The organism is Roseomonas marmotae (assembly GCF_017654485.1).
GTDB lineage: Bacteria > Pseudomonadota > Alphaproteobacteria > Acetobacterales > Acetobacteraceae > Pseudoroseomonas > Pseudoroseomonas marmotae.
On the sequence record NZ_CP061091.1, the window covers coordinates 999,950 to 1,021,638 of the forward strand.

At 65.5% G+C, this 21,689-nt stretch carries 26 protein-coding genes; all 26 read left to right on the top strand.

Going from position 1 to position 21,689, the window contains the following annotated elements; translation table 11 throughout:
- Positions 1-100 precede the first annotated feature (100 nt).
- The 26 genes from IAI58_RS04720 (at position 101) to rpsH (ending at position 21,677) form a co-directional block, all read left to right on the top strand.
- Entirely contained in the window at positions 101-667 is a 567-nt protein-coding gene (locus IAI58_RS04720) for a DUF4142 domain-containing protein (protein ID WP_207448470.1), read from the top strand.
- 198 nt (positions 668-865) lie between these two features.
- Entirely contained in the window at positions 866-1,300 is a 435-nt protein-coding gene (gene rplK, locus IAI58_RS04725) for a 50S ribosomal protein L11 (protein ID WP_187779871.1), read from the top strand.
- Positions 1,301-1,304: 4 nt separating this feature from the next.
- A complete protein-coding gene (gene rplA, locus IAI58_RS04730) occupies positions 1,305-2,000 on the top strand; it encodes a 50S ribosomal protein L1 (RefSeq protein ID WP_120639584.1) in 696 nt (231 codons plus the stop codon).
- Between the two features lie 323 nt (positions 2,001-2,323).
- Entirely contained in the window at positions 2,324-2,842 is a 519-nt protein-coding gene (gene rplJ, locus IAI58_RS04735) for a 50S ribosomal protein L10 (RefSeq protein WP_120639583.1), read from the top strand.
- Positions 2,843-2,931: 89 nt separating this feature from the next.
- A complete protein-coding gene (gene rplL / locus IAI58_RS04740) occupies positions 2,932-3,312 on the top strand; it encodes a 50S ribosomal protein L7/L12 (protein WP_207448471.1) in 381 nt (126 codons plus the stop codon).
- Positions 3,313-3,519: 207 nt separating this feature from the next.
- Positions 3,520-7,707 (top strand): DNA-directed RNA polymerase subunit beta, encoded by a 4,188-nt coding sequence (gene rpoB / locus IAI58_RS04745; protein WP_207448473.1) that lies wholly within the window; start codon positions 3,520-3,522, stop codon positions 7,705-7,707.
- A gap of 97 nt (positions 7,708-7,804) precedes the next feature.
- Entirely contained in the window at positions 7,805-12,073 is a 4,269-nt protein-coding gene (gene rpoC, locus IAI58_RS04750) for a DNA-directed RNA polymerase subunit beta' (RefSeq protein WP_207448475.1), read from the top strand.
- A gap of 331 nt (positions 12,074-12,404) precedes the next feature.
- Entirely contained in the window at positions 12,405-12,776 is a 372-nt protein-coding gene (gene rpsL, locus IAI58_RS04755) for a 30S ribosomal protein S12 (RefSeq protein WP_120010321.1), read from the top strand.
- Positions 12,777-12,789: 13 nt separating this feature from the next.
- Positions 12,790-13,266, top strand: a complete 477-nt coding sequence (rpsG, locus tag IAI58_RS04760; RefSeq protein WP_007438459.1) for a 30S ribosomal protein S7 — start codon at positions 12,790-12,792, stop codon at positions 13,264-13,266.
- A gap of 24 nt (positions 13,267-13,290) precedes the next feature.
- Complete coding sequence (gene tuf / locus IAI58_RS04765) at positions 13,291-14,478, top strand: elongation factor Tu (RefSeq protein WP_207448477.1); 1,188 nt, start codon at positions 13,291-13,293, stop codon at positions 14,476-14,478.
- Between the two features lie 29 nt (positions 14,479-14,507).
- The gene (gene rpsJ / locus IAI58_RS04770) at positions 14,508-14,816 is read left to right on the top strand and encodes a 30S ribosomal protein S10 (RefSeq protein ID WP_007004401.1); all 309 of its coding nucleotides are present in this window, start codon (positions 14,508-14,510) and stop codon (positions 14,814-14,816) included.
- A 19-nt stretch (positions 14,817-14,835) separates the two neighbouring features.
- Positions 14,836-15,522, top strand: coding sequence for a 50S ribosomal protein L3 (gene rplC / locus IAI58_RS04775; RefSeq protein ID WP_207448479.1), 687 nt, complete (start codon positions 14,836-14,838; stop codon positions 15,520-15,522).
- A 12-nt stretch (positions 15,523-15,534) separates the two neighbouring features.
- Entirely contained in the window at positions 15,535-16,155 is a 621-nt protein-coding gene (gene rplD / locus IAI58_RS04780) for a 50S ribosomal protein L4 (protein WP_207448481.1), read from the top strand.
- A 29-nt stretch (positions 16,156-16,184) separates the two neighbouring features.
- Positions 16,185-16,481: a 50S ribosomal protein L23 gene (locus tag IAI58_RS04785; RefSeq protein ID WP_419555851.1), complete on the top strand. Its 297-nt coding sequence runs from the start codon at positions 16,185-16,187 to the stop codon at positions 16,479-16,481.
- Between the two features lie 4 nt (positions 16,482-16,485).
- Positions 16,486-17,319, top strand: coding sequence for a 50S ribosomal protein L2 (gene rplB, locus IAI58_RS04790; protein WP_207448483.1), 834 nt, complete (start codon positions 16,486-16,488; stop codon positions 17,317-17,319).
- A gap of 5 nt (positions 17,320-17,324) precedes the next feature.
- Positions 17,325-17,603: a 30S ribosomal protein S19 gene (gene rpsS / locus IAI58_RS04795; RefSeq protein ID WP_207448485.1), complete on the top strand. Its 279-nt coding sequence runs from the start codon at positions 17,325-17,327 to the stop codon at positions 17,601-17,603.
- A 6-nt stretch (positions 17,604-17,609) separates the two neighbouring features.
- Positions 17,610-18,014 (top strand): 50S ribosomal protein L22, encoded by a 405-nt coding sequence (gene rplV / locus IAI58_RS04800; RefSeq protein WP_207448487.1) that lies wholly within the window; start codon positions 17,610-17,612, stop codon positions 18,012-18,014.
- A gap of 1 nt (position 18,015) precedes the next feature.
- On the top strand, positions 18,016-18,693 hold the full coding sequence (gene rpsC / locus IAI58_RS04805) for a 30S ribosomal protein S3 (protein WP_207448489.1): 678 nt from the start codon (positions 18,016-18,018) through the stop codon (positions 18,691-18,693).
- Between the two features lie 12 nt (positions 18,694-18,705).
- Positions 18,706-19,128 carry a 50S ribosomal protein L16 gene (gene rplP, locus IAI58_RS04810; RefSeq protein WP_187785658.1) on the top strand — a complete coding sequence of 141 codons (423 nt, stop codon included), beginning with the start codon at positions 18,706-18,708 and terminating at the stop codon, positions 19,126-19,128.
- A gap of 4 nt (positions 19,129-19,132) precedes the next feature.
- Complete coding sequence (rpmC, locus tag IAI58_RS04815; protein WP_007434872.1) at positions 19,133-19,339, top strand: 50S ribosomal protein L29; 207 nt, start codon at positions 19,133-19,135, stop codon at positions 19,337-19,339.
- 16 nt (positions 19,340-19,355) lie between these two features.
- Positions 19,356-19,646, top strand: coding sequence for a 30S ribosomal protein S17 (gene rpsQ / locus IAI58_RS04820; protein WP_207448491.1), 291 nt, complete (start codon positions 19,356-19,358; stop codon positions 19,644-19,646).
- A gap of 11 nt (positions 19,647-19,657) precedes the next feature.
- Entirely contained in the window at positions 19,658-20,026 is a 369-nt protein-coding gene (gene rplN, locus IAI58_RS04825) for a 50S ribosomal protein L14 (protein WP_207448494.1), read from the top strand.
- A gap of 2 nt (positions 20,027-20,028) precedes the next feature.
- Entirely contained in the window at positions 20,029-20,349 is a 321-nt protein-coding gene (gene rplX, locus IAI58_RS04830) for a 50S ribosomal protein L24 (RefSeq protein WP_207448496.1), read from the top strand.
- Positions 20,346-20,906: a 50S ribosomal protein L5 gene (gene rplE / locus IAI58_RS04835; protein ID WP_207448498.1), complete on the top strand. Its 561-nt coding sequence runs from the start codon at positions 20,346-20,348 to the stop codon at positions 20,904-20,906. The genes rplX and rplE overlap by 4 nt, the downstream gene beginning before the upstream one ends.
- Positions 20,907-20,957: 51 nt before the next feature.
- On the top strand, positions 20,958-21,263 hold the full coding sequence (gene rpsN / locus IAI58_RS04840) for a 30S ribosomal protein S14 (RefSeq protein ID WP_207448499.1): 306 nt from the start codon (positions 20,958-20,960) through the stop codon (positions 21,261-21,263).
- A gap of 15 nt (positions 21,264-21,278) precedes the next feature.
- Positions 21,279-21,677 carry a 30S ribosomal protein S8 gene (rpsH, locus tag IAI58_RS04845; RefSeq protein ID WP_207448501.1) on the top strand — a complete coding sequence of 133 codons (399 nt, stop codon included), beginning with the start codon at positions 21,279-21,281 and terminating at the stop codon, positions 21,675-21,677.
- The last annotated feature ends 12 nt before the right edge of the window (positions 21,678-21,689 follow it).

The following is a 21,689-nucleotide window of genomic DNA, read 5'->3' on the forward strand; positions in this document are numbered from 1 at the left end:
TTAAACTCCTGGTGATGACATGGCCGGGCAACCGGAGGCCCGCGCCGGCGGTTTCCCGGTGGTTGGCTCCCGATACCGCCATCCCCCCCAGGAGACCGCCATGATCCGTCGTACCGCGATGACCGCTCTGTCCGCTGCTGCACTGATGCCGGTCCTGCTTCGCAGCGCCGGCGCCCAGACCGCTCCGGGTGGAGGCGCTCAGCCCGCCCCTGGCGGAGGCGTCCAGACCGCTCCGGGTGCAGGGGGCCAGCCCGCCCCCGGCATGGACGTCCAGTTGCTGCAACGGATCCTCGTGGATTCCGTCTTCTCGCTGGCCAGCAGCGAGCTGGCCTTGCAGAAGGCCCAGGCCCCGGCCGTGAAGACCTTCGCGCAGTTCGAGGTCAATGAGCAGCGCGCCACCATGCAGGCCATGAAGATCGGCGGCCTCCCACTGCCGGCGCAGATCGACATGGACGGCCCGAAGATGCAGCTGCTGCAGCAGCTACGCGGTCTCGACGGCGCGCAGTTCGACCTGGCGTATCTGCAGGGCCAGATCGCGGTGCATCAGGAGCTGCTGCAGCTGTATCAGCCCCTGCTGGCCGCCGGCACGGTGCCGGAACAGGTGATCGCCACCCTCTCCGTGGCCGCCATCCAGCAGCATATCGCCATGTTGCAGGCCATCGCCTGAGCCGTGCCGGGCGCCGCCGCCTGGCCGATTCTTAGCGCTGGACTCTCAGAAGGGAGGGGGTTATACGCCCGCCTCCGCCACGGCGGCCCTGGGCGTATTGCGTCCGGCGGCCGCCGTGGTGTTTCAGGGACGCGGAAGGCAATGGCCATGGGGCCTGCCGTTCGGACCGCGCGCCTCTGAGATCGCAGAGGACGGATTATGGCGAAGAAGATCGTCGGCTACATCAAGCTGCAGATCCCGGCCGGCAAGGCGAACCCCTCGCCGCCGGTAGGCCCGGCGCTGGGTCAGCGCGGCCTGAACATCATGCAGTTCGTGAAGGAATTCAACGCGGCGACGCAGCAGATGGAGCCCGGCACCCCGACGCCGGTCGTCATCACCGCGTATTCCGACCGTACCTTCTCCTTCGTCACCAAGACGCCGCCGAACACCTACTTCCTGCTGAAGGCTGCCAAGATCGACAAGGGCACGCAGACGCCGGGCAAGGGTGGCAATGTCGGCCGCGTCACGAAGTCGCAGCTGCGCGAAATCGCCGCGACCAAGATGAAGGACATGAACGCCAACGACGTCGAGGCGGCCGTGTCCATGCTGGCCGGTTCCGCCCGCTCGATGGGCATCGCCGTGGTGGAGGGCTGATCCGATGGCCAAGCAGGGCAAGCGTCTGAAGGCGCTCTACGCGTCGCTCGACACCGACAAGCTGTACGCGCTGAACGCCGCCATCGAGACCGCCAAGGCGAATGCCAAGGCGAAGTTCGATGAGACCATCGAGATCTCGATGAACCTCGGCATCGACCCGCGCCACGCCGACCAGATGGTCCGCGGCGTGGTCGGCCTGCCGAACGGCACCGGCAAGACCGTGCGCGTGGGCGTCTTCGCCCGCGGCCCGAAGGCGGAGGAGGCTCTGGCCGCCGGCGCCGACGTGGTGGGCGCGGACGACCTGGCCGCCCTGGTGCAGGAAGGCAAGATCGAGTTCGACCGCTGCATCGCGACCCCGGACATGATGGGCCTCGTCGGCCGCCTGGGTAAGATCCTGGGCCCGCGCGGCCTGATGCCGAACCCGAAGCTGGGTTCCGTCACTATGGACGTGAAGGGCGCCGTGGCCGCCGCCAAGGCCGGCCAGGTGGAGTTCCGCGCCGAGAAGGCCGGCATCGTGCATGCCGGTATCGGCAAGGCCTCCTTCTCCGCCGAGGCTCTGCTGGAGAACGCCAAGGCTTTCGTGGACGCCATCCAGCGCGCGAAGCCGGCCGGTGCCAAGGGCACCTATGTGAAGAAGGTGAACGTCTCTTCTTCCATGGGCGCCGGCTACAAGGTCGACGTCTCCTCCCTCTCGGCCTGAGCCGAGGGGAAACCGAATTCCCGCCGCCGGTCCGCCGGCGGCGTGGGCAGGGGGGGGCCTTTGGCCCTTTCCGAATGCCTGTCCGAGAGCGCCTGTGGCCGAAAGGCCTTGATGGGGTCCGCCCCGCAAGCGTGAGACGGGATGCCCGAGAGATCGTTGCCGGTGGCCTTTTTGCCTCCGGTGGGATTGGCTTGGTGTCTTCCGCCGAACTCAAATGACAGGTGAGCCAGGAGTGGAAGCGCGGCCTTGGCCGGGCGGAAGCTCCCGCGTGAACCGGCTGGCGCCCTTCCACAAGGCGCCGGCTTTGTAAGAAGTTGGGAAGTATGGACCGTACGGAAAAGCGCGCGTTCGTTGCCTCCCTCGCGGAAGTGTTCGCGGATACCTCCTTCGTGCTCGTCGCCCAGAATAAGGGCATGACGGTCGCGGGCGTGAGTGATCTGCGGCGCAAGATGCGGGCGGCGGGTGCGACGTATAAGGTCGCGAAGAACCGTCTGGCCAACCTTGCCCTCGATGGCACCTCCTTCCAGGGCATCTCGCCGCTGCTGAAGGGTCCGACCGCGCTGGCGTGGTCCAAGGATCCCGTGGCCGTGGCGAAGACCGCCGTGGAATTCGCCAAGACGAACGACAAGTTCGTCATCCTCGGCGGGTCGCTGGGAAGCCAGGTTCTTGATGTCAACGGCATCAAGGCTCTGGCGGAACTGCCCTCGCTCGAGACGCTGCGTGCCCAGCTGCTGGGCCTGATCCAGACGCCTGCGACTCGTATCGCCGGCATCCTTCAGGCGCCGGGTGGCCAGGTTGCGCGCGTCCTGGCGGCGTATGCCAAGAAGGACGAGGCGGCCTAACAGCCCTTCGCGGAAGACCCAATCCCGGTCCTGTTTGGGCCAGGGATTGCATTTAACAAGCCAAGCGATTACATCGAAGGATACAAGACATGGCCGATCTCGCTAAGATCGTGGACGATCTGTCCGCCCTGACGGTTCTGGAAGCCGCCGAGCTCTCCAAGATGCTGGAAGAGAAGTGGGGCGTTTCCGCCGCCGCTCCTGTCGCCGTGGCTGCTGCCCCGGCCGGTGGTGGCGCTGCTGCCGCCCCCGTTGAAGAGCAGACCGAGTTCACGGTCATCCTTGCCACCGCTGGTGACAAGAAGATCAACGTCATCAAGGAAATCCGCACCATCACCGGCCTGGGCCTGAAGGAAGCCAAGGACCTGGTCGAGGGCGCCCCGAAGACCGTCAAGGAAGGCGTGTCCAAGGACGAAGCGGCGAAGATCAAGAAGGTGCTCGAAGAGAACGGGGCCACCGTCGAGGTCAAGTAAGCTCTTTCGTCCCTCTCCCGGGGCTTCCGCTCCGGGGGATACAAAGAGTGCTGTCGGTTCGGGCGGGGACCCTCTGGGTGCCTGCCCGCGCCTGCGTTTCACGGGCTCTTCCGTGTCTCGCGTCCAGGGTTTCCCCTGGGGATGCCCCGCCGGTTGGGGACTGATTAGCCGGGAAGATGGTTCGGCGTGAAGGGAAGCAAGACGGGCATGAACGCGATCACCAAGTCGTTCACCGGGCGCAAGCGCATCCGTAAGTCCTTTGGGCGGCTGCCCGAGGTGGCACCGATGCCGAACCTCATCGATGTGCAGCGCGCCTCCTATGAAGCGTTCCTGCAGATGGGTGTGGACCCAGACGCGCGGACGAACACCGGGTTGCAGGAAGTGTTCAAGTCGGTCTTTCCGATCGACGACTTCGCTGGCCGCGGCCGGCTGGAATTCGTCCAGTATGAGCTGGAAGAGCCGAAATACGACGTCGAGGAATGCATCCAGCGCGGGCTGACCTTTGCCGCCCCGCTGAAGGTGCGCCTGCGCCTGATCGTCTGGGATGTCGATGAGGACACGGGCTCGCGCTCCGTCCGCGACATCAAGGAGCAGGATGTCTACATGGGCGACATGCCGCTCATGACGGATAACGGCACCTTTATCATCAACGGCACCGAGCGCGTCATCGTCTCGCAGATGCACCGCTCGCCGGGCGTCTTCTTCGACCATGACAAGGGCAAGACGCACTCCTCCGGCAAGTATCTCTTCGCCGCGCGCGTCATCCCCTACCGTGGCTCCTGGCTGGACTTCGAGTTCGACGCCAAGGACATCTGCTACGTGCGCGTGGACCGGAAGCGCAAGCTGCCCGCCACGACGCTGCTCTACGCCCTGGAATCCGCCGCGACCGAGGCCAAGCGCGCCGCGCTGCCCGAGGGCGCGCAGCTGGAGCCCGGCGAAGTCCGTGGCATGGATGGCGAGGAAATCCTCAACACCTTCTACCAGCAGGTGGTCTTCAAGCTCGGCCCGAAGGGCTGGAGCCGCTCCTTCGAGCCGGACTCCTTCCGTGGCCTGAAGCTGACCGAGAATCTGGTGGATGCCATCTCCGGCGAGGTCGTCGCGGAGAAGGAGACCAAGCTGACGGCGCGCGCCGCCCGCAAGATCGCCGAGGGGGGCACCACCGAGGTGTTGGTCGGCCGTGCCGATCTGCTGGGCCGTTTCGTGGCCGAGGATCTGGTCGACCTGAATACGGGCGAGATCTGGGCGGAGGCGGGCGAGGAGCTGACCGAGCCGAAGCTGGCCGCCATCGAGCAGGCTGGCCTGGACGAGCTGCCGACGCTGGCGATCGACCAGTCCACCGGCCCCTGGATCCGCAACACGCTGGTCGTCGACAAGAACAACAGCCGCGACGAAGCGCTGATGGACATCTACCGCGTCATGCGGCCGGGTGAGCCGCCGACGCCGGAGACCGCCGAGGCGCTGTTCCGCGGCCTCTTCTTCGACGAGGAGCGCTACGACCTCTCCACCGTCGGCCGCGTGAAGATGAACATGCGCCTGGGCTTCAGCCTGGACGATGTGCCGGATTACCTGCGCACGCTGCGCAAGCAGGACATCCTGGCCACCGTCAAGACGCTGCTGGAGCTGAAGGACGGCAAGGGCCAGATCGACGACATCGACAACCTCGGCAACCGCCGGGTGCGTTCGGTCGGCGAGCTGATGGAGAACCAGTACCGCGTCGGCCTGCTGCGGATGGAGCGCGCGATCAAGGAGCGCATGGGGTCGGTCGATATCGACACCGTCATGCCGCATGACCTGATCAACGCGAAGCCCGCCGCTGCCGCCGTGCGCGAGTTCTTCGGCTCCTCGCAGCTCAGCCAGTTCATGGACCAGACCAACCCGCTGTCCGAGGTAACGCATAAGCGCCGCCTCTCGGCGCTTGGCCCGGGCGGTCTGACGCGTGAGCGCGCCGGCTTCGAGGTGCGCGACGTGCACCCGACGCATTACGGCCGCATCTGCCCGATCGAGACGCCGGAAGGCCCGAATATCGGCCTGATCAACAGCCTCGCGACCTTCGCCAAGGTGAACAAATACGGCTTCATCGAGACGCCGTACCGCCTGGTGAAGGACGGCAAGATCGTGGGCGCGCCCCGCTACCTCTCCGCCATGGAGGAGGAGAAGCTGGTGGTCGCCCAGGCCGATGCCGAGGTGAATGCCGAGAGCGGCGAGTTCCTGTCCGACCTCGTCTCCGTCCGCCAGGGCGGCGACTTCCGGCTGGTGAAGCCGGAAGAGGTGACGGCGATCGACGTCTCGCCCAAGCAGCTCGTGTCCGTCGCCGCGGCGCTCATCCCGTTCCTGGAGAACGATGACGCCAACCGTGCGCTGATGGGCTCCAACATGATGCGTCAGGCGGTGCCGCTGGTGCAGTCCGACGCGCCGCTGGTGGGCACGGGCATGGAGGCCGCCGTGGCGCGCGACTCCGGCGCGACCATCGTGGCGCGGCGTGGCGGCGTGGTGGACTCCATCGACGGCGCGCGCATCGTGGTGCGCGCGACCAGCGAGGAGGACGGCACCACCCGCGGCGTCGACATCTATCGCCTGCGGAAGTTCCAGCGCTCCAACCAGAGCACCTGCATCAACCAGCGCCCGCTGGTGAAGGTGGGTGATCAGGTGGCGGCTGGCGACATCATCGCTGACGGCCCCTCCACCCAGCTCGGTGAGCTGGCGCTGGGCCGCAACGTGCTCGTCGCCTTCATGCCGTGGAACGGGTACAACTTCGAGGACTCCATCCTCATCAGCGAGCGTATCGCGACGGATGACGTCTTCACCTCGATCCATATCGAGGAATTCGAGGTGATGGCCCGCGACACCAAGCTGGGCCAGGAAGAGATCACCCGCGACATTCCGAATGTCGGCGAGGAAGCGCTCCGCAACCTCGACGAGGCCGGCATCGTCTATGTCGGCGCCGAGGTGAACCCGGGCGACATCCTGATCGGCAAGGTGACGCCGAAGGGCGAGAGCCCGATGACGCCGGAAGAGAAGCTCCTCCGCGCCATCTTCGGCGAGAAGGCCTCCGACGTGCGCGACACGTCCCTGCGCCTGCCGCCGGGCACCACGGGCACCGTCGTCGACGTGCGCGTCTTCTCCCGCCGCGGCGTGGACAAGGACGAGCGCGCCATGGCGATCGACCGCGCCGAGGTGGAGCGTCTGGCCAAGGACCGTGACGACGAGCGCGCCATCCAGGAGCGCAGCTTCACCTCGCGCCTGCGCGAGAAGCTGCTGAACCAGAAGGCGAGCGGCGGCTTCAAGGGCATCAAGGCCGGCACGCCCATCACCGACGAGGTGCTGGACCAGTATTCCCGTGTCACCTGGCGCCAGATCGGCGTGCAGGACGATGCCGTGATGGCCGAGATCGAGGCGCTGAAGCGCGAGTTCGACGCGGCCGTCGAGAAGCTGCAGAAGCGCTTCGACAGCAAGGTCGAGAAGCTGCAGCGCGGCGACGAGCTGCCGCCGGGCGTCATGAAGATGGTCAAGGTCTTCGTGGCCGTGAAGCGCAAGCTTCAGCCGGGCGACAAGATGGCCGGCCGTCACGGCAACAAGGGCGTCGTTTCCCGCGTCGTGCCTGTCGAGGACATGCCCTTCCTGCCGGACGGCACCTCGGTGGACCTGGTGCTGAACCCGCTGGGCGTGCCCTCGCGCATGAACATCGGCCAGATCCTGGAGACGCATCTGGGCTGGGCCTGCGCGGTGCTGGGCAAGCAGATCGGTGAGCTGGTCGAGGACTACCGGCGTGCCGGTGCGGCCCGCGACGAGCTGCTCGAGAAGCTGCGCGACGTCTATGGTCAGGAGATCTTCGACCGCGACATCGAGGACATGACCGAGGACCAGCTGCTGGAACTCGGCACCAACCTGCAGCGCGGCGTGCCGATCGCGACCCCGGTCTTCGACGGCGCGCGGATCTCCGATATCGAGACCATGCTGACCAAGGCGGGCCTCGATACCTCGGGCCAGACCACGCTGATCGACGGCCGCTCCGGCGAGCCCTTCGAGCGCAAGGTGACGGTCGGCTACATCTACATGCTGAAGCTGCACCATCTGGTCGACGACAAGATCCACGCGCGTTCGATCGGTCCGTACTCGCTCGTCACGCAGCAGCCGCTGGGTGGTAAGGCGCAGTTCGGCGGCCAGCGCTTCGGTGAGATGGAGGTCTGGGCCCTGGAGGCTTATGGCGCCGCCTATACCCTGCAGGAGATGCTGACGGTGAAGTCGGACGACGTGTCCGGCCGCACCAAGGTCTATGAGGCCATCGTCCGCGATCAGGACAATTTCGAGGCCGGCATCCCCGAGAGCTTCAACGTCCTCGTGAAGGAACTGAAGTCGCTGGGCCTGAATGTCGATCTGGAGAACCGCACGCCTTGATCATGCTCCCCTTGATTGAATCGCGTGTGAACCACTTTTTGCTCAGCCGCGCCGGGACGACCCCGGCGCGGCGGCCTCACCTTGAGAGGACGGGCGCATGAACGAGCTGATGAAGATCCTGGGCCAGACTGGCCAGGCGATGACGTTTGATCAGATCAAGATCACGATCGCCTCGCCGGAGCAGATCCGCTCCTGGTCCTATGGCGAGATCAAGAAGCCCGAGACGATCAACTACCGCACCTTCAAGCCGGAGCGGGACGGGCTGTTCTGCGCGCGCATCTTTGGTCCGATCAAGGACTATGAGTGCCTGTGCGGCAAGTACAAGCGGATGAAGTTCCGCGGCATCATCTGCGAGAAGTGCGGCGTCGAGGTCACGCTGGCCAAGGTGCGCCGTGAGCGCATGGGCCATATCGAGCTGGCCAGCCCGGTCGCGCATATCTGGTTCATGAAGTCGCTGCCTTCGCGCGTCGGCCTCATGGTCGATATGTCGCTGAAGGAGCTGGAGAAGGTCCTGTACTTCGAGTCGTATGTGGTGCTGGAGCCGGGTCTGACCGACCTGAAGCTGCACCAGCTGCTGACCGAGGAGCAGTACCAGTCCAAGATGGACGAGTTCGGCGAGGATGCCTTCTCCGTCGGCATCGGTGCCGAGGCGGTGAAGCAGATGCTGGCCGCCATCGACCTGGACAAGGAAAGCACGCAGCTTCGCGTCGACCTCAAGGAGACCAACTCCGAGGCCAAGCGCAAGAAGTACGTCAAGCGCCTGAAGATGATCGAATCCTTCAAGGAGGGCGGTGCCCGTCCTGAATGGATGATCCTCGACGTCGTGCCGGTGATCCCGCCCGAGCTGCGCCCGCTGGTGCCGCTGGATGGTGGCCGCTTCGCGACCTCCGACCTGAACGACCTGTACCGCCGCGTCATCAACCGCAACAACCGCCTGAAGCGGCTGATCGAGCTGCGCGCGCCTGATATCATCGTGCGCAACGAGAAGCGCATGCTGCAGGAGTCGGTGGACGCGCTGTTCGACAACGGCCGCCGCGGCCGCGCCATCACGGGTGCCAACAAGCGCCCGCTGAAGTCGCTGTCCGACATGCTGAAGGGCAAGCAGGGCCGCTTCCGGCAGAACCTGCTGGGCAAGCGCGTCGATTATTCCGGCCGTTCGGTGATCGTCGTCGGTCCCGAGATGAAGCTGCACCAGTGCGGTCTTCCCAAGAAGATGGCGCTGGAGCTGTTCAAGCCCTTCATCTATTCGAAGCTTGAGAAGTACGGGCACGCCACGACGATCAAGGCGGCCAAGCGGATGGTCGAGAAGGAGCGCCCGGAAGTCTGGGACATTCTCGAAGAAGTCATCCGCGAGCATCCGGTGATGCTGAACCGCGCGCCGACGCTGCACCGCCTGGGCATCCAGGCCTTCGAGCCGGTGCTGGTCGAGGGCAAGGCGATCCAGCTGCATCCGCTGGTCTGCACCGCCTTCAACGCGGACTTCGACGGCGACCAGATGGCCGTGCACGTGCCCCTGAGCCTCGAGGCCCAGCTGGAAGCGCGCGTGCTGATGATGTCGACCAACAACATCCTCAGCCCCGCCAACGGCAAGCCGATCATCGTGCCGTCGCAGGACATCGTTCTGGGCCTCTACTACCTCTCCCTGGAGACGCCGGAATTCCGCGTCGCCCAGAAGGAGCTGGAGGAGATCCGCGCCGCCATCACCGGCGCCAACGGCAAGTCCGTGGACGCGCTGACGGGCGCCGAGCGGAAGGCCCTGGAGCACCGCCCGCATGTCTTCGGCGACCTGGGTGAGGTGGAGCAGGCGCTGGCCGCCGGCGCCATCAACCTGCACACGGCCGTCATGGCCCGCGTGGCGGCCCCGACCGAGGACAATCCCCGGCGCCATGAGACGGTGCTGACCACCGCTGGCCGCATGATGATGGGCGCGCTGCTGCCGCGCGACCCCCGCACGCCCTACAGCCTGGTCAACCGCCAGCTGACCAAGAAGTCCATCTCGGACGTCATGGACGCGGTCTACCGTCACTGCGGCCAGAAGGAGTCGGTGATCTTCGCCGACCGCCTGATGTCCCTGGGCTTCAAGCAGGCGGCCAAGGCCGGCATTTCCTTCGGCAAGGACGACATGCAGATCCCTGCCGAGAAGGAAGGGCTGATTGCGGCTACCAAGGGCGAGGTGAAGGAGTTCGAGCAGCAGTATCTCGATGGCCTGATCACGGCCGGCGAGCGCTACAACAAGGTGGTTGACGCCTGGTCGCGCTGCACGGACGAGGTCGCCACCGCGATGATGAAGGAGATCTCCCGTCAGGAGGTCGGCCGCGTCACCAACAGCGTCTGGATGATGTCGCATTCCGGTGCCCGTGGCTCGCCGGCGCAGATGCGCCAGCTGGCCGGCATGCGCGGCCTGATGGCCAAGCCGTCGGGCGAGATCATCGAGCAGCCGATCATCGCGAACTTCAAGGAAGGCCTGTCCGTCCTGGAGTATTTCAACTCGACCCACGGTGCCCGTAAGGGCCTCGCGGATACCGCGTTGAAGACCGCGAACTCCGGCTACCTGACCCGCCGCCTGGTGGATGTGGCGCAGGACTGCATCATCGTCGAGAATGATTGCGGCTCCGAGCGCGGCATCACCGTGCGCGCCGTGATGGATGGCGGTGAGACGGTCTCCTCGCTTTCCGAGCGGATCCTGGGCCGGACGATCCAGCGCGACGTGGTGGACCCGGAGACGGGCGAGATCCTCTTCCCGCGCAACACGCTGGTCGATGAGCCGGCCGCCGAGGCGATCGAGAAGTCGGGCGTCGAGGAAGTCTATATCCGCTCCGTCCTCACCTGCGAGGCACGCTCCGGCGTCTGCGGCCATTGCTATGGCCGCGACCTGGCGCGCGGCACGCCGGTGAATATCGGTGAGGCCGTGGGCGTCATCGCCGCGCAGTCGATCGGCGAGCCGGGCACGCAGCTGACCATGCGTACCTTCCACATCGGCGGTGCGGCGCAGCGTGGCGCCGAGCAGTCGGCGGTGGAGGCCACCGGCGACGGTACCGTCTCCGTGCTGAACCGCGTGGTGGTGCAGAACAGCCAGGGCAACCCCATCGTGATGTCGCGTAACTGCGAGATCGTGCTGAGCGACGCCAATGGCCGTGAGCGCGCCCGCTACCGCGTGCCCTATGGTGCCCGCCTGCTGGTGCTGGAGGACGGCCTGGCCGTCACCCGCGGCCAGAAGCTGGCCGAATGGGACCCCTTCACCCTGCCGATCATCACCGAGAAGGGGGGTATCATCGAATACGCCGACCTGATCGAGGGCGTGACGCTGGTGGAGCGGCAGGACGAGGTGACCGGCCTCTCCTCCAAGGTGGTGGTGGACTACAAGCAGGCGGCCCGTGGCGCCGATCTGCGTCCGCGCATCATCCTGAAGGACGAGCGGGGCAATATCGTCAAGCTCGCGAATGGCGCCGAGGCCCGCTACTTCCTGTCCCCGGACTCGATCCTGTCCGTCGACAACGGCGCGCAGGTCCAGGCCGGTGACGTGGTGGCCCGCCTGCCGCGTGAATCCTCCAAGACCCGCGACATCACGGGCGGTCTGCCGCGCGTGGCCGAGCTCTTCGAGGCCCGCCGGCCGAAGGATCACGCGATCATCAGCGAGATCGACGGCCGCGTGGAATTCGGCAAGGACTACAAGGCCAAGCGCCGCATCCTGGTGGTGCCGGAGCAGGTGGGCGACGAGCCCCCCGTGCCGCGCGAATACCTGGTGCCTAAGGGCAAGCACGTGTCCGTGCAGGAAGGCGACTACGTCAAGGCCGGCGACCCGCTGGTGGACGGCCCCCGCGTTCCGCACGACATCCTGCGCGTGCTGGGCGTCGAGGCGCTGGCCAACTACCTGGTCAACGAGATCCAGGACGTCTATCGACTGCAGGGCGTGAAGATCAACGACAAGCACATCGAGGTGATCGTTCGCCAGATGCTGCAGAAGGTCGAGATCATCGAGCCTGGCGATAGCACCTACCTCGTGGGCGAGACGGTCGAGCGCATCGAGTTCGAGATCGAGAACGAGAAGCTCGTCGCGAACAAGGAGCGTCCGGCGCGGGCTGAGCCGGTGCTGCAGGGCATCACCAAGGCCTCGCTGCAGACGACCAGCTTCATCTCGGCCGCCTCCTTCCAGGAGACGACCAGGGTGCTGACGGAGGCGGCGGTGGCCGGCAAGGTCGACTTCCTGGCCGGTCTGAAGGAGAACGTGATCGTCGGGCGCCTGATCCCGGCGGGCACGGGCTCCGTGATGAACCGCCTCCGCGCGCTGGCTGCCCAGCGTGACAGCCAGCGACTGCCGCAGAGCCAGACGGCTCTGCCCAAGTCGGGGGCTCAGGCGGCGGAATGATCGGCATCGGGCGCCCAGCGCCTGATGCATGATAGATCAAGGGAATCCGGGGCCCTCAAAGCCCCGGATTCTCCATGGAGGGGGCTCGGCGTGCTTGACTCATGGGGGGTCGGCGCGTAGGTTCCGCGCCCTCGACGGGGTTTAATCCGGCTCTCGGATTGGCCTGCGGAGTTCGGACGACAGGTTCTGTGCAACCGGTTCCCCATCGCTTCTGGCGGTGGTCAGGCCGGGGCGGGGGCAAGGCTCGGAAAGGGGTGCAGCAATGCGCGGCCTGGCCGGGCGTTCTCGCTTGCATGGTGTCTGGGCGTCAGTAGAAGACACAAGGGGCGTCATGCCGACGATCAACCAGCTCATCGCCAGCGGGCGTGAGCCCAAGCCTGTCCGGAACAAGGTTCCGGCCTTGCAGAACTGCCCGCAGAAGCGTGGCGTCTGCACCCGCGTCTACACCACCACGCCGAAGAAGCCGAACTCGGCTCTGCGTAAGGTCGCCAAGGTTCGCCTGGTGAACGGCTACGAGGTGGTGAGCTACATTCCCGGTGAAGGTCACAACCTGCAGGAGCACTCCGTGGTGCTGATCCGCGGCGGGCGCGTGAAGGATCTTCCCGGCGTGCGCTATCACATCCTGCGCGGTGTGCTGGATACGCAGGGTATCGCCAAGCGGCGCAAGCGGCGCTCGCTCTACGGCGCGAAGCGGCCGAAGTAAGGAATAAAGAGCGATGTCGCGTCGCCACAGCGCCGAGAAGCGCGAAGTCCTGCCGGATCCGAAGTTCGGCGATCTCGTCCTCAGCCGTTTCATGAACGTGCTGATGTATGACGGCAAGAAGAGCACGGCCGAGCGTATCGTCTACGCCGCCATGGATACCCTGAAGCGCCGCGGCGGTCCGAACAGCGACCCCCTGCGCCTGTTCCATGAAGCGATGGACAACGTGAAGCCGGCGGTCGAGGTGCGGTCCCGCCGCGTCGGCGGCGCCACCTACCAGGTGCCCGTCGAAGTTCGGCCGGAGCGTCGCCAGGCCCTGGCGATCCGCTGGCTGATCGAATCCGCGCGTAAGCGTGGTGAGCACACCATGGAAGAGCGCCTTTCTTCCGAGCTGATGGATGCGGCCAACAACCGCGGCACGGCTGTGAAGAAGCGCGAAGACACGCACCGGATGGCCGAAGCCAACAAGGCTTTCAGCCACTACCGCTGGTAACAGACCCGATCGGGATTAAAGACGATGGCGAAAGCTAAGTTTGAGCGGAACAAGCCGCACTGCAACATTGGCACGATCGGGCATGTGGACCATGGCAAGACGTCGCTGACGGCGGCGATCACCAAGGTTCTGGCCAAGTCGGGCGGTGCGTCGTTCACGGCGTATGACCAGATCGACAAGGCTCCTGAGGAGCGCGCGCGCGGCATCACGATCTCGACGGCGCATGTCGAGTATGAGACGGCCAACCGTCACTACGCGCATGTGGATTGCCCGGGCCACGCCGACTACGTGAAGAACATGATCACGGGTGCGGCGCAGATGGACGGCGCGATCCTGGTGGTGTCGGCGGCCGATGGCCCGATGCCGCAGACGCGCGAGCACATCCTGCTGGCGCGCCAGGTCGGTGTGCCGGCGCTGGTGGTGTTCCTGAACAAGTGCGACATGGCCGATCCCGACCTGCTGGAGCTGGTCGAGATGGAAGTGCGCGAGCTGCTGAGCAGCTACCAGTTCCCGGGCGACGATATTCCCGTGATCAAGGGCTCGGCCCTGATGGCGCTGGAAGACAAGTCCCCCGAGCTGGGCGAGCAGGCCATCCTGAAGCTGATGGAAGCGGTCGACAGCTACATCCCGCAGCCGGAGCGTCCGAAGGACCTGCCGTTCCTGATGCCGATCGAGGACGTGTTCTCGATCTCGGGCCGCGGCACGGTGGTGACGGGGCGCATCGAGCGCGGCATCGTCAAGGTCGGTGAGGAAGTCGAGATCGTCGGTCTGAAGGACACGACGAAGACGACGGTGACGGGCGTCGAGATGTTCCGCAAGCTGCTGGACAGCGGCGAGGCCGGTGACAACATCGGCGCGCTGCTGCGCGGCACGAAGCGCGAGGACGTGGAGCGCGGCCAGGTGCTGGCGAAGCCCGGCTCGATCACGCCGCACACCAAGTTCAAGGCGGAAGCCTATGTGCTGACGAAGGAAGAGGGCGGCCGCCACACGCCGTTCTTCACCAACTACCGTCCGCAGTTCTACTTCCGCACGACCGACGTGACGGGCGTTGTCACCCTGCCGGAAGGCGTGGAGATGGTGATGCCGGGCGACAACGTGACGATGAACGTCGAGCTGATCGCGCCGATCGCCATGGACCAGGGCCTGCGCTTCGCCATCCGCGAAGGCGGCCGCACCGTCGGCGCCGGCGTCGTCGCCAGCATCAGCGCGTAAGCGGCGCGGGAAAGTATAGGCACCAGACAATGGACAGCCAAAACATCCGCATCCGCCTCAAGGCGTTCGATCACCGCGTGCTGGATGGCAGCACGCGGGAGATCGTGAACACCGCGAAGCGGACGGGCGCGCGCGTGCGCGGGCCCATCCCGCTGCCGACGGAAATCGAGCGTTTCACCGTGAACCGCTCGCCGCACGTCGACAAGAAGAGCCGTGAGCAGTTCGAAATCCGGACGCATCGGCGCCTGCTTGATATCGTCGACCCCACCCCGCAGACCGTGGACGCGCTGATGAAGCTCGACCTGGCCGCCGGTGTGGACGTCGAGATCAAGCTCTGAGGCCGGGGAGTAACTCACCATGGCCGCGAAGAATGGTCGCACCGGCCTGATCGCGAAGAAGCTGGGCATGACCCGGCTGTTCAACGACGACGGCTCCACCGTGCCCGTCACTGTGCTGCACCTGGATCAGGTGCGCGTGGTGGCCGTGCGTTCGGCGGAGAAGGACGGTTATGATGCGGTTCAGCTGGGCTTTGGCCTGGCGAAGCCGAAGAACGTCTCGAAGCCCAACAAGGGTCACTTCGCCAAGGCGGGTGTCGAGGCACCGAAGAAGGTCACCGAGTTCCGCGTCGCTGCCGACGCGGTGCTGGAGGTTGGCGCGAAGCTCTCCGCGAATCACTTCGTGAAGGGCCAGATCGTCGACGTGACGGGCACCTCCAAGGGTAAGGGATTTGCCGGCGCCATGAAGCGCTGGAACTTCTCCGGCCTGGAAGCCTCGCACGGCGTGTCGATCAGCCACCGCTCGCACGGTTCGACGGGTAACCGTCAGGATCCGGGCAAGACCTTCAAGAACAAGAAGATGGCGGGCCATCTGGGCGTCGAGCGCATTACCACGCAGAACCTTGAGGTCGCTGGTTTCGACCTCGACAAGGGCCTGCTGATGGTCAAGGGCGCGGTTCCCGGTGCCAAGGGCGGCTATGTGCTGGTGCGCGACGCCGTGAAGCACGCGCGTCATGCCGACGCGCCGTTCCCCGCGGCCGTGGCCTGAGGAAATAGGACAATGCAGGTTCCGGTCATCACGCTGGATAACGGCAATGCGGGCGACATCGATCTGCCCGACGACGTCTTCGCGGCTTCCCCCCGCGCCGACATCATGGCGCGCGTGGTGCATTGGCAGCTCGCCAAGCGCCGCGCCGGCACCCACAAGGTGAAGGGGATGGGTGAGGTTTCTGGTACGACCAAGAAGCCTTACCGCCAGAAGGGCACGGGTAACGCCCGTCAGGGCTCGCTGCGGGCGCCGCAGTTCCGCACGGGTGGCGTGGTGCACGGCCCTGTGGTGCGCGACCATGGCTATTCGCTGAACAAGAAGGTCCGTCGTCTGGGCCTGATCAGCGCGCTGAGCCAGAAGGCCGCCGAGGGCAAGTTGATCGTGCTGGACACGGTGGAGCTGGGCGAGAACGCCAAGACCGCCGCCGTCGCCAGCAAGCTCAAGGCGCTCGGCTGGAAGAGTGCGCTGGTGGTGGATGCGGCGGTGGAAGACGGCTTCGGCCGCGCCGTTCGCAACCTGCCGCACGTGAACGTTCTGCCGACCATCGGCGCGAACGTCTACGACATCCTGAACCATGACGTCCTGGCGGTCACCCGCTCGGCCGTCGAGGCGCTGAAGGAGCGGCTGTCGTGAGCGAGACCACCGCAAAGAAGAAGCCGGTGCTGTCGCGTGAGAGGATGTATCAGACCATCCTCTCGCCGCTGGTGACCGAGAAGGCCGCTGCCCTGGGCGAAAAGGGGCAGGTGGCCTTCCGCGTGCCGCTGAGCGCGACGAAGCCGGAGATCAAGGCTTCCGTCGAGGGCCTGTTCGGGGTGACGGTCGTCACCGTGAACACCCTGATCGTGAAGGGCAAGACCAAGCGGGTGCGTGGCCGTGAGGGCCAGCGTTCCGACTGGAAAAAAGCGGTCGTCCGCCTGGCCGAAGGCCAGAGCATCGACCTGACGACGGGGCTCGCTTAACGCCATGGCGCTGAAGCACTTTAACCCGGTCACCCCGAGCACGCGCGGAACGATCCTCATCGATCGTTCCGAGCTGTTCAAGGGTAAGCCGGTCAAGCAGCTGACGGAGGGCAAGAGCCACTCCGGCGGCCGCAACAATCATGGTCGGATCACCGTCCGGTTCCGTGGGGGTGGGCACAAGCAGTCCTACCGCATCGTCGACTTCAAGCGGCGCAAGTTCAATGTGCCCGCTACGGTCGAGCGGCTGGAATACGACCCGAACCGCACGGCCTTCCTGGCGCTGCTGAAGTATGAGGATGGGGAGCTTTCCTACATCATCGCGCCGCAGCGCCTGAAGGTGGGCGACACGGTCGTTGCTGGTGAGAAGGTCGACATCAAGCCGGGCAATGCGATGCCGCTCGGCGCGATCCCGGTCGGCACCATCATCTACAACATCGAGATGAAGCCCGGTGCGGGTGGCAAGATCGCGCGTTCGGCTGGCACCTATGCCCAGCTGGTCGGCAAGGATGCCGGCTACGCGCAGATCAAGCTGATGTCTGGCGAGCTGCGCCTGGTGCGTGGTGAATGCATCGCCGCCATCGGCGCGGTGTCCAACCCGGACAACCAGAACCAGCAGCTCGGCAAGGCTGGCCGTAGCCGTTGGCTCGGCCGCAAGCCGCATCAGCGCGGCGTCGTCATGAACCCGGTCGACCACCCGCATGGTGGTGGTGAAGGCCGGACCTCGGGTGGCCGCCACCCGGTGACGCCGTGGGGTAAGCCGACCAAGGGCTACAAGACCCGCACCAACAAGCGCACGGACAAGCTTATTGTCCGCCGCCGCAACGTAACGAAGGGCTGACCGCGATGTCGCGCAGTGTCTGGAAGGGGCCGTTCGTTGACGGCTACCTGCTGAACAAGGCGGAAGCGGCACGTGCCTCCACCCGCAACGAGATCATTAAGATCTGGTCGCGCCGGAGCACGATCCTGCCGCAGTTCGTCGGGCTGACCTTCGGTGTCTACAACGGCAAGAAGTTCATCCCTGTCCAGGTGACGGAGAATATGGTGGGGCACAAGTTCGGCGAGTTCTCGCCGACCCGTACCTTCACCGGGCATTCTTCGGACAAGAAGGCGAAGAGGGGCTAAGGCGATATGAGCAAGCCGAAGCATCCCCGTACCGTCGCCGAGACCGCAGCCCAGGCCGTGACGCGGAATATCCGCGTCTCGCCGCGCAAGCTGAACCTGGTCGCCGGCCTGATCCGGGGCAAGAAGGTGCAGGACGCGGTCGCGGTCCTGACCTTCTCCAAGCGCCGCATCTCGGACACGGTGAAGAAGACGCTGGAAAGCGCCATCGCCAATGGCGAGAACAACCACCAGCTGGACGTCGACCGGCTGGTCGTGTCCCGCGTTGAGGTGGGCCGCGCCATCGTGATGAAGCGTTTCCATGCGCGTGGTCGCGGCAAGGCCGCCCGCGTCGAGAAGTGGTTCAGCCATCTCTCGATCACGGTCGCCGAGGCACAGGCCGAAGCAGCGCCCGCAGAGCAGGAGGCCGCGTAACATGGGCCATAAAGTCAACCCGATCGGGCTGCGGCTCGGCATCAACCGGACCTGGGATTCCCGTTGGTTCGCCGATGCCGACTATGCCCGCCTGCTGCACGATGACATCAAGCTGCGGAACACGCTGAAGGCCCGCCTCAAGGGCGCCGGCGTTTCCAAGGTGATCATCGAGCGCCCGGCGAAGAAGCCCCGCGTGACGATCCACGCCGCCCGTCCGGGCGTCGTGATCGGCAAGAAGGGCGCCGATATCGAGGTGCTGCGCAAGGACCTGGCGAAGCTCGCCGGGGCCGAGGTGGCGCTGAACATCGTCGAGATCCGCAAGCCGGAGATCGAGGCGCAGCTGGTGGCCGAGAGCATCGCCCAGCAGCTGGAGCGCCGCGTGGCCTTCCGTCGCGCGATGAAGCGCGCCGTGCAGTCCGCGATGCGCCTCGGCGCCGGCGGCATCCGCATCAACTGCGGTGGCCGTCTGGGCGGCGCAGAGATCGCGCGCATGGAGTGGTATCGCGAGGGCCGGGTGCCGCTGCACACGCTCCGCGCCGATATCGACTTCGGCACGGCCACGGCGAAGACCACCTATGGCACCTGCGGTGTGAAGGTGTGGATCTTCAAGGGTGAGATCATGGCCCATGACCCGATGGCGCAGGACAAGCGCGCCGCCGAGCAGGCGCCTCAGCGCTAAGGGATTGGCACCATGTTGAGTCCGAAGCGTACGAAGTTCCGGAAGGCGCATAAGGGCCGCATCAAGGGTCTGGCGAAGGGCGGGTTCTCCCTGACCTTCGGGGCCTACGGCCTGAAGGCGCTGGAGCCCGAGCGGGTCACCGCGCGGCAGATCGAGGCGGCCCGCCGCGCGATCACGCGTGCGATGAAGCGCGCGGGTCGCGTCTGGATCCGCATCTTCCCCGACGTTCCCGTCTCCACGAAGCCTGCGGAAGTCCGCATGGGTTCGGGTAAGGGCGCGCCGGAATACTGGGTGGCCCGCGTCAAGCCTGGCCGCATCATGTTCGAGATCGATGGCGTCTCCCTGGAGACGGCGCGCGAGGCCCTGGCCCTGGGCGCCGCCAAGCTGCCGATCAAGACCAAGCTGGTCACCCGCTTGGGTGCGGCGGAGCTTTAAGGCAATGACGAAGATCGTGGATGTCCGGGGCAAGACCCCGGACGAGCTCAAGGCGATGTTGCTGGATCTGCGGAAGGAGCAGTTTAACCTCCGCTTCCAGCGCGCAACAGGCCAGCTTGAAGCGGTTTCCCGCATCAAGGTGGTGCGTCGCGACATCGCTCGTGTTAAGACGGTGCTGGCCGAGCAAGCTCGCTCGGCGGCAAAGGCCTGACGAGGAGACCCCGGCAATGCCGAAGCGCGTCCTCACCGGGCGGGTTGTCAGCGACAAGCAGGACAAGACCATTACGGTCCTGGTTGAGCGTCGCGTGATGCATCCGCTCTATAAGAAGTTCATCCGGCGCTCCAAGAAGTACGCCGCGCATGACGACGCGAACCTGTGCAAGGAAGGCGACCTCGTGACCATCGAGGAATGCCGTCCGATCAGCAAGCGCAAGACCTGGCTTCTGGTCCAGCGCAATGGCGAGGCCGTGTCTGCGCCGGCCGGCTTCACCGCCGCCGCCGAGCCTGCGACGGTCTGAGGTAGCGATCGATGATCATCGTCGAATCCAACCTGGAGGTCGCCGACAATTCCGGCGCCCGCCGGGTTCAGTGCATCAAGGTGCTGGGCGGCTCCAAGCGCCGCACCGCGTCGGTGGGCGACATCATTGTCGTCTCCGTTAAGGAAGCGATTCCGCGCGGTAAGGTGAAGAAGGGCGACGTGCAGCGCGCGGTCATCGTGCGCACCGCTTACCCGGTGCGCCGCAATGACGGCACTGCCATCCGCTTCGACCGCAATGCGGCCGTTCTGATCAACAAGCAGAACGAGCCCATCGGCACCCGTATCTTTGGCCCGGTGGTCCGTGAGCTGCGCGCGCGCAAGTTCATGAAGATCATCTCGCTGGCGCCGGAGGTTCTGTAACCATGGCCGCCAAGATCAAAAAGGGTGACCAGGTCCAGGTCCTGACGGGCAAGGACAAGGGCAAGCGCGGCGAAGTGCTGCGCGTGCTGCCCGAGGACAACCGCGCGGTGGTCCAGGGCATCAACATCGTGAAGCGCCATACCAAGCCCAAGGGCGCGGGTCAGGAAGGCGGGATCGTGGAGAAGGAGGCGACCATCGACCTCTCGAACCTCTCCCTGCTCGACCCGAAGTCCGGCAAGCCGACCCGTGTCGGTTTCAAGGTGCTTGAGGACGGCAAGAAGGTCCGGGTGGCGCGTCCCTCCGGCGAGGTGATCGACGCATGAGCGAGGCGAAGGAGCTTCCCCGCCTGCAGACGCACTACGCCGAAGTGGTGCGCAAGAAGCTGATGGAAGAATTCGGCTACGGCAACCCGATGCAGGTGCCGAAGCTGGAGAAGATCGTCATCAACATGGGCGTCGGCGAAGCCGCCGGCGACCAGAAGAAGCTTGATGTCGCGGTCGCTGAACTGACGCTCATCGCTGGCCAGAAGCCGGTGAAGACGCGGGCGAAGAAGGCTATCGCCGGCTTCAAGATCCGCGAAGGTCAGGCGATCGGCACCAAGGTGACGCTGCGTCGTGCCCGGATGTATGAATTCCTGGACCGCCTGGTGACCATTGCGCTTCCGCGCATGCGTGACTTCCGCGGCCTTCCGGGCAATAAGGGCTTCGACGGCCGTGGGAACTTCTCCCTGGGCCTGAAGGAGCAGATCGTGTTCCCCGAAATCAGCTATGATAAGGTGGATGCGGTCCGCGGCATGGACATCGTGTTCGTCACGACGGCGAAGACGGACAAGGAAGCCAAGGCCCTGATGAAGGCCTTCGATCTTCCTTTCGTCAACTGAGTTTGGAAAACCGCCCGGGAAGCCGGGCAGGTTCCGGAGGATTATAACCGCATGGCCAAGACATCGGCTGTCGAGAAGAACAAGCGCCGCGAGCGCCTCTCGAAGCTGCACGCTGGCAAGCGCGCCGCCCTGAAGGAAACGGTGATGAACCGTGAGCTTCCGGTTGAGGAGCGCTTCGAGGCGACGCTGAAGCTCGCCGAGCTGCCGCGCAACGGCGCCCGGGTGCGCGTGCGCCTGCGCTGTGAGCTGACGGGTCGTCCCCGCGCCAATTATCGCAAGTTTAAGCTGAGCCGTAACATGCTCCGTGAGCTGGCCTCGAATGGCCAGATCCCGGGTCTTGTTAAGGCCAGCTGGTAAGGCAGGGGGCACAACATGTCTCTCTCCGATCCGCTCGGCGATATGCTGACGCGCATCCGCAACGGTCAGCGCGCGCGGCAGAGCCGTATCGTCTCGCCCGCCAGCCGCCTGCGGTCTGATGTTCTCGAAGTGCTGAAGCGCGAGGGTTATATCCGCGCGTGGCGCACTGAGCAGGTACGCCCCGGCGTGTCCATGCTGGACATCGAACTGAAGTATTCGGAAGGCGAGCCCGCCATCAAGGAGATCACCCGCGTCTCCAAGCCCGGCCGGCGCGTCTATACGAAGATCAAGGAGCTGCAGAAGTTCTATAACGGACTCGGCATCTCCATCCTGTCCACGCCGTCCGGCGTGATGAGCGACAATGAGGCCCGCGCTGCCAATGTTGGCGGCGAAGTCCTCTGCCGCGTGTTCTGAGGGAGGGGTAAG

What these genes read in the sequence shown, in the direction of transcription:
- IAI58_RS04720 (WP_207448470.1), top strand. Translation starts at nt 101, where the DNA reads ATGATCCGTCGTACCGCGATGACCGCTCTGTCCGCTGCTGCACTGATG.
- rplK (WP_187779871.1), top strand. Translation starts at nt 866, where the DNA reads ATGGCGAAGAAGATCGTCGGCTACATCAAGCTGCAGATCCCGGCCGGC.
- rplA (WP_120639584.1), top strand. Translation starts at nt 1,305, where the DNA reads ATGGCCAAGCAGGGCAAGCGTCTGAAGGCGCTCTACGCGTCGCTCGAC.
- rplJ (WP_120639583.1), top strand. Translation starts at nt 2,324, where the DNA reads ATGGACCGTACGGAAAAGCGCGCGTTCGTTGCCTCCCTCGCGGAAGTG.
- rplL (WP_207448471.1), top strand. Translation starts at nt 2,932, where the DNA reads ATGGCCGATCTCGCTAAGATCGTGGACGATCTGTCCGCCCTGACGGTT.
- rpoB (WP_207448473.1), top strand. Translation starts at nt 3,520, where the DNA reads ATGAACGCGATCACCAAGTCGTTCACCGGGCGCAAGCGCATCCGTAAG.
- rpoC (WP_207448475.1), top strand. Translation starts at nt 7,805, where the DNA reads ATGAACGAGCTGATGAAGATCCTGGGCCAGACTGGCCAGGCGATGACG.
- rpsL (WP_120010321.1), top strand. Translation starts at nt 12,405, where the DNA reads ATGCCGACGATCAACCAGCTCATCGCCAGCGGGCGTGAGCCCAAGCCT.
- rpsG (WP_007438459.1), top strand. Translation starts at nt 12,790, where the DNA reads ATGTCGCGTCGCCACAGCGCCGAGAAGCGCGAAGTCCTGCCGGATCCG.
- tuf (WP_207448477.1), top strand. Translation starts at nt 13,291, where the DNA reads ATGGCGAAAGCTAAGTTTGAGCGGAACAAGCCGCACTGCAACATTGGC.
- rpsJ (WP_007004401.1), top strand. Translation starts at nt 14,508, where the DNA reads ATGGACAGCCAAAACATCCGCATCCGCCTCAAGGCGTTCGATCACCGC.
- rplC (WP_207448479.1), top strand. Translation starts at nt 14,836, where the DNA reads ATGGCCGCGAAGAATGGTCGCACCGGCCTGATCGCGAAGAAGCTGGGC.
- rplD (WP_207448481.1), top strand. Translation starts at nt 15,535, where the DNA reads ATGCAGGTTCCGGTCATCACGCTGGATAACGGCAATGCGGGCGACATC.
- rplB (WP_207448483.1), top strand. Translation starts at nt 16,486, where the DNA reads ATGGCGCTGAAGCACTTTAACCCGGTCACCCCGAGCACGCGCGGAACG.
- rpsS (WP_207448485.1), top strand. Translation starts at nt 17,325, where the DNA reads ATGTCGCGCAGTGTCTGGAAGGGGCCGTTCGTTGACGGCTACCTGCTG.
- rplV (WP_207448487.1), top strand. Translation starts at nt 17,610, where the DNA reads ATGAGCAAGCCGAAGCATCCCCGTACCGTCGCCGAGACCGCAGCCCAG.
- rpsC (WP_207448489.1), top strand. Translation starts at nt 18,016, where the DNA reads ATGGGCCATAAAGTCAACCCGATCGGGCTGCGGCTCGGCATCAACCGG.
- rplP (WP_187785658.1), top strand. Translation starts at nt 18,706, where the DNA reads ATGTTGAGTCCGAAGCGTACGAAGTTCCGGAAGGCGCATAAGGGCCGC.
- rpmC (WP_007434872.1), top strand. Translation starts at nt 19,133, where the DNA reads ATGACGAAGATCGTGGATGTCCGGGGCAAGACCCCGGACGAGCTCAAG.
- rpsQ (WP_207448491.1), top strand. Translation starts at nt 19,356, where the DNA reads ATGCCGAAGCGCGTCCTCACCGGGCGGGTTGTCAGCGACAAGCAGGAC.
- rplN (WP_207448494.1), top strand. Translation starts at nt 19,658, where the DNA reads ATGATCATCGTCGAATCCAACCTGGAGGTCGCCGACAATTCCGGCGCC.
- rplX (WP_207448496.1), top strand. Translation starts at nt 20,029, where the DNA reads ATGGCCGCCAAGATCAAAAAGGGTGACCAGGTCCAGGTCCTGACGGGC.
- rplE (WP_207448498.1), top strand. Translation starts at nt 20,346, where the DNA reads ATGAGCGAGGCGAAGGAGCTTCCCCGCCTGCAGACGCACTACGCCGAA.
- rpsN (WP_207448499.1), top strand. Translation starts at nt 20,958, where the DNA reads ATGGCCAAGACATCGGCTGTCGAGAAGAACAAGCGCCGCGAGCGCCTC.
- rpsH (WP_207448501.1), top strand. Translation starts at nt 21,279, where the DNA reads ATGTCTCTCTCCGATCCGCTCGGCGATATGCTGACGCGCATCCGCAAC.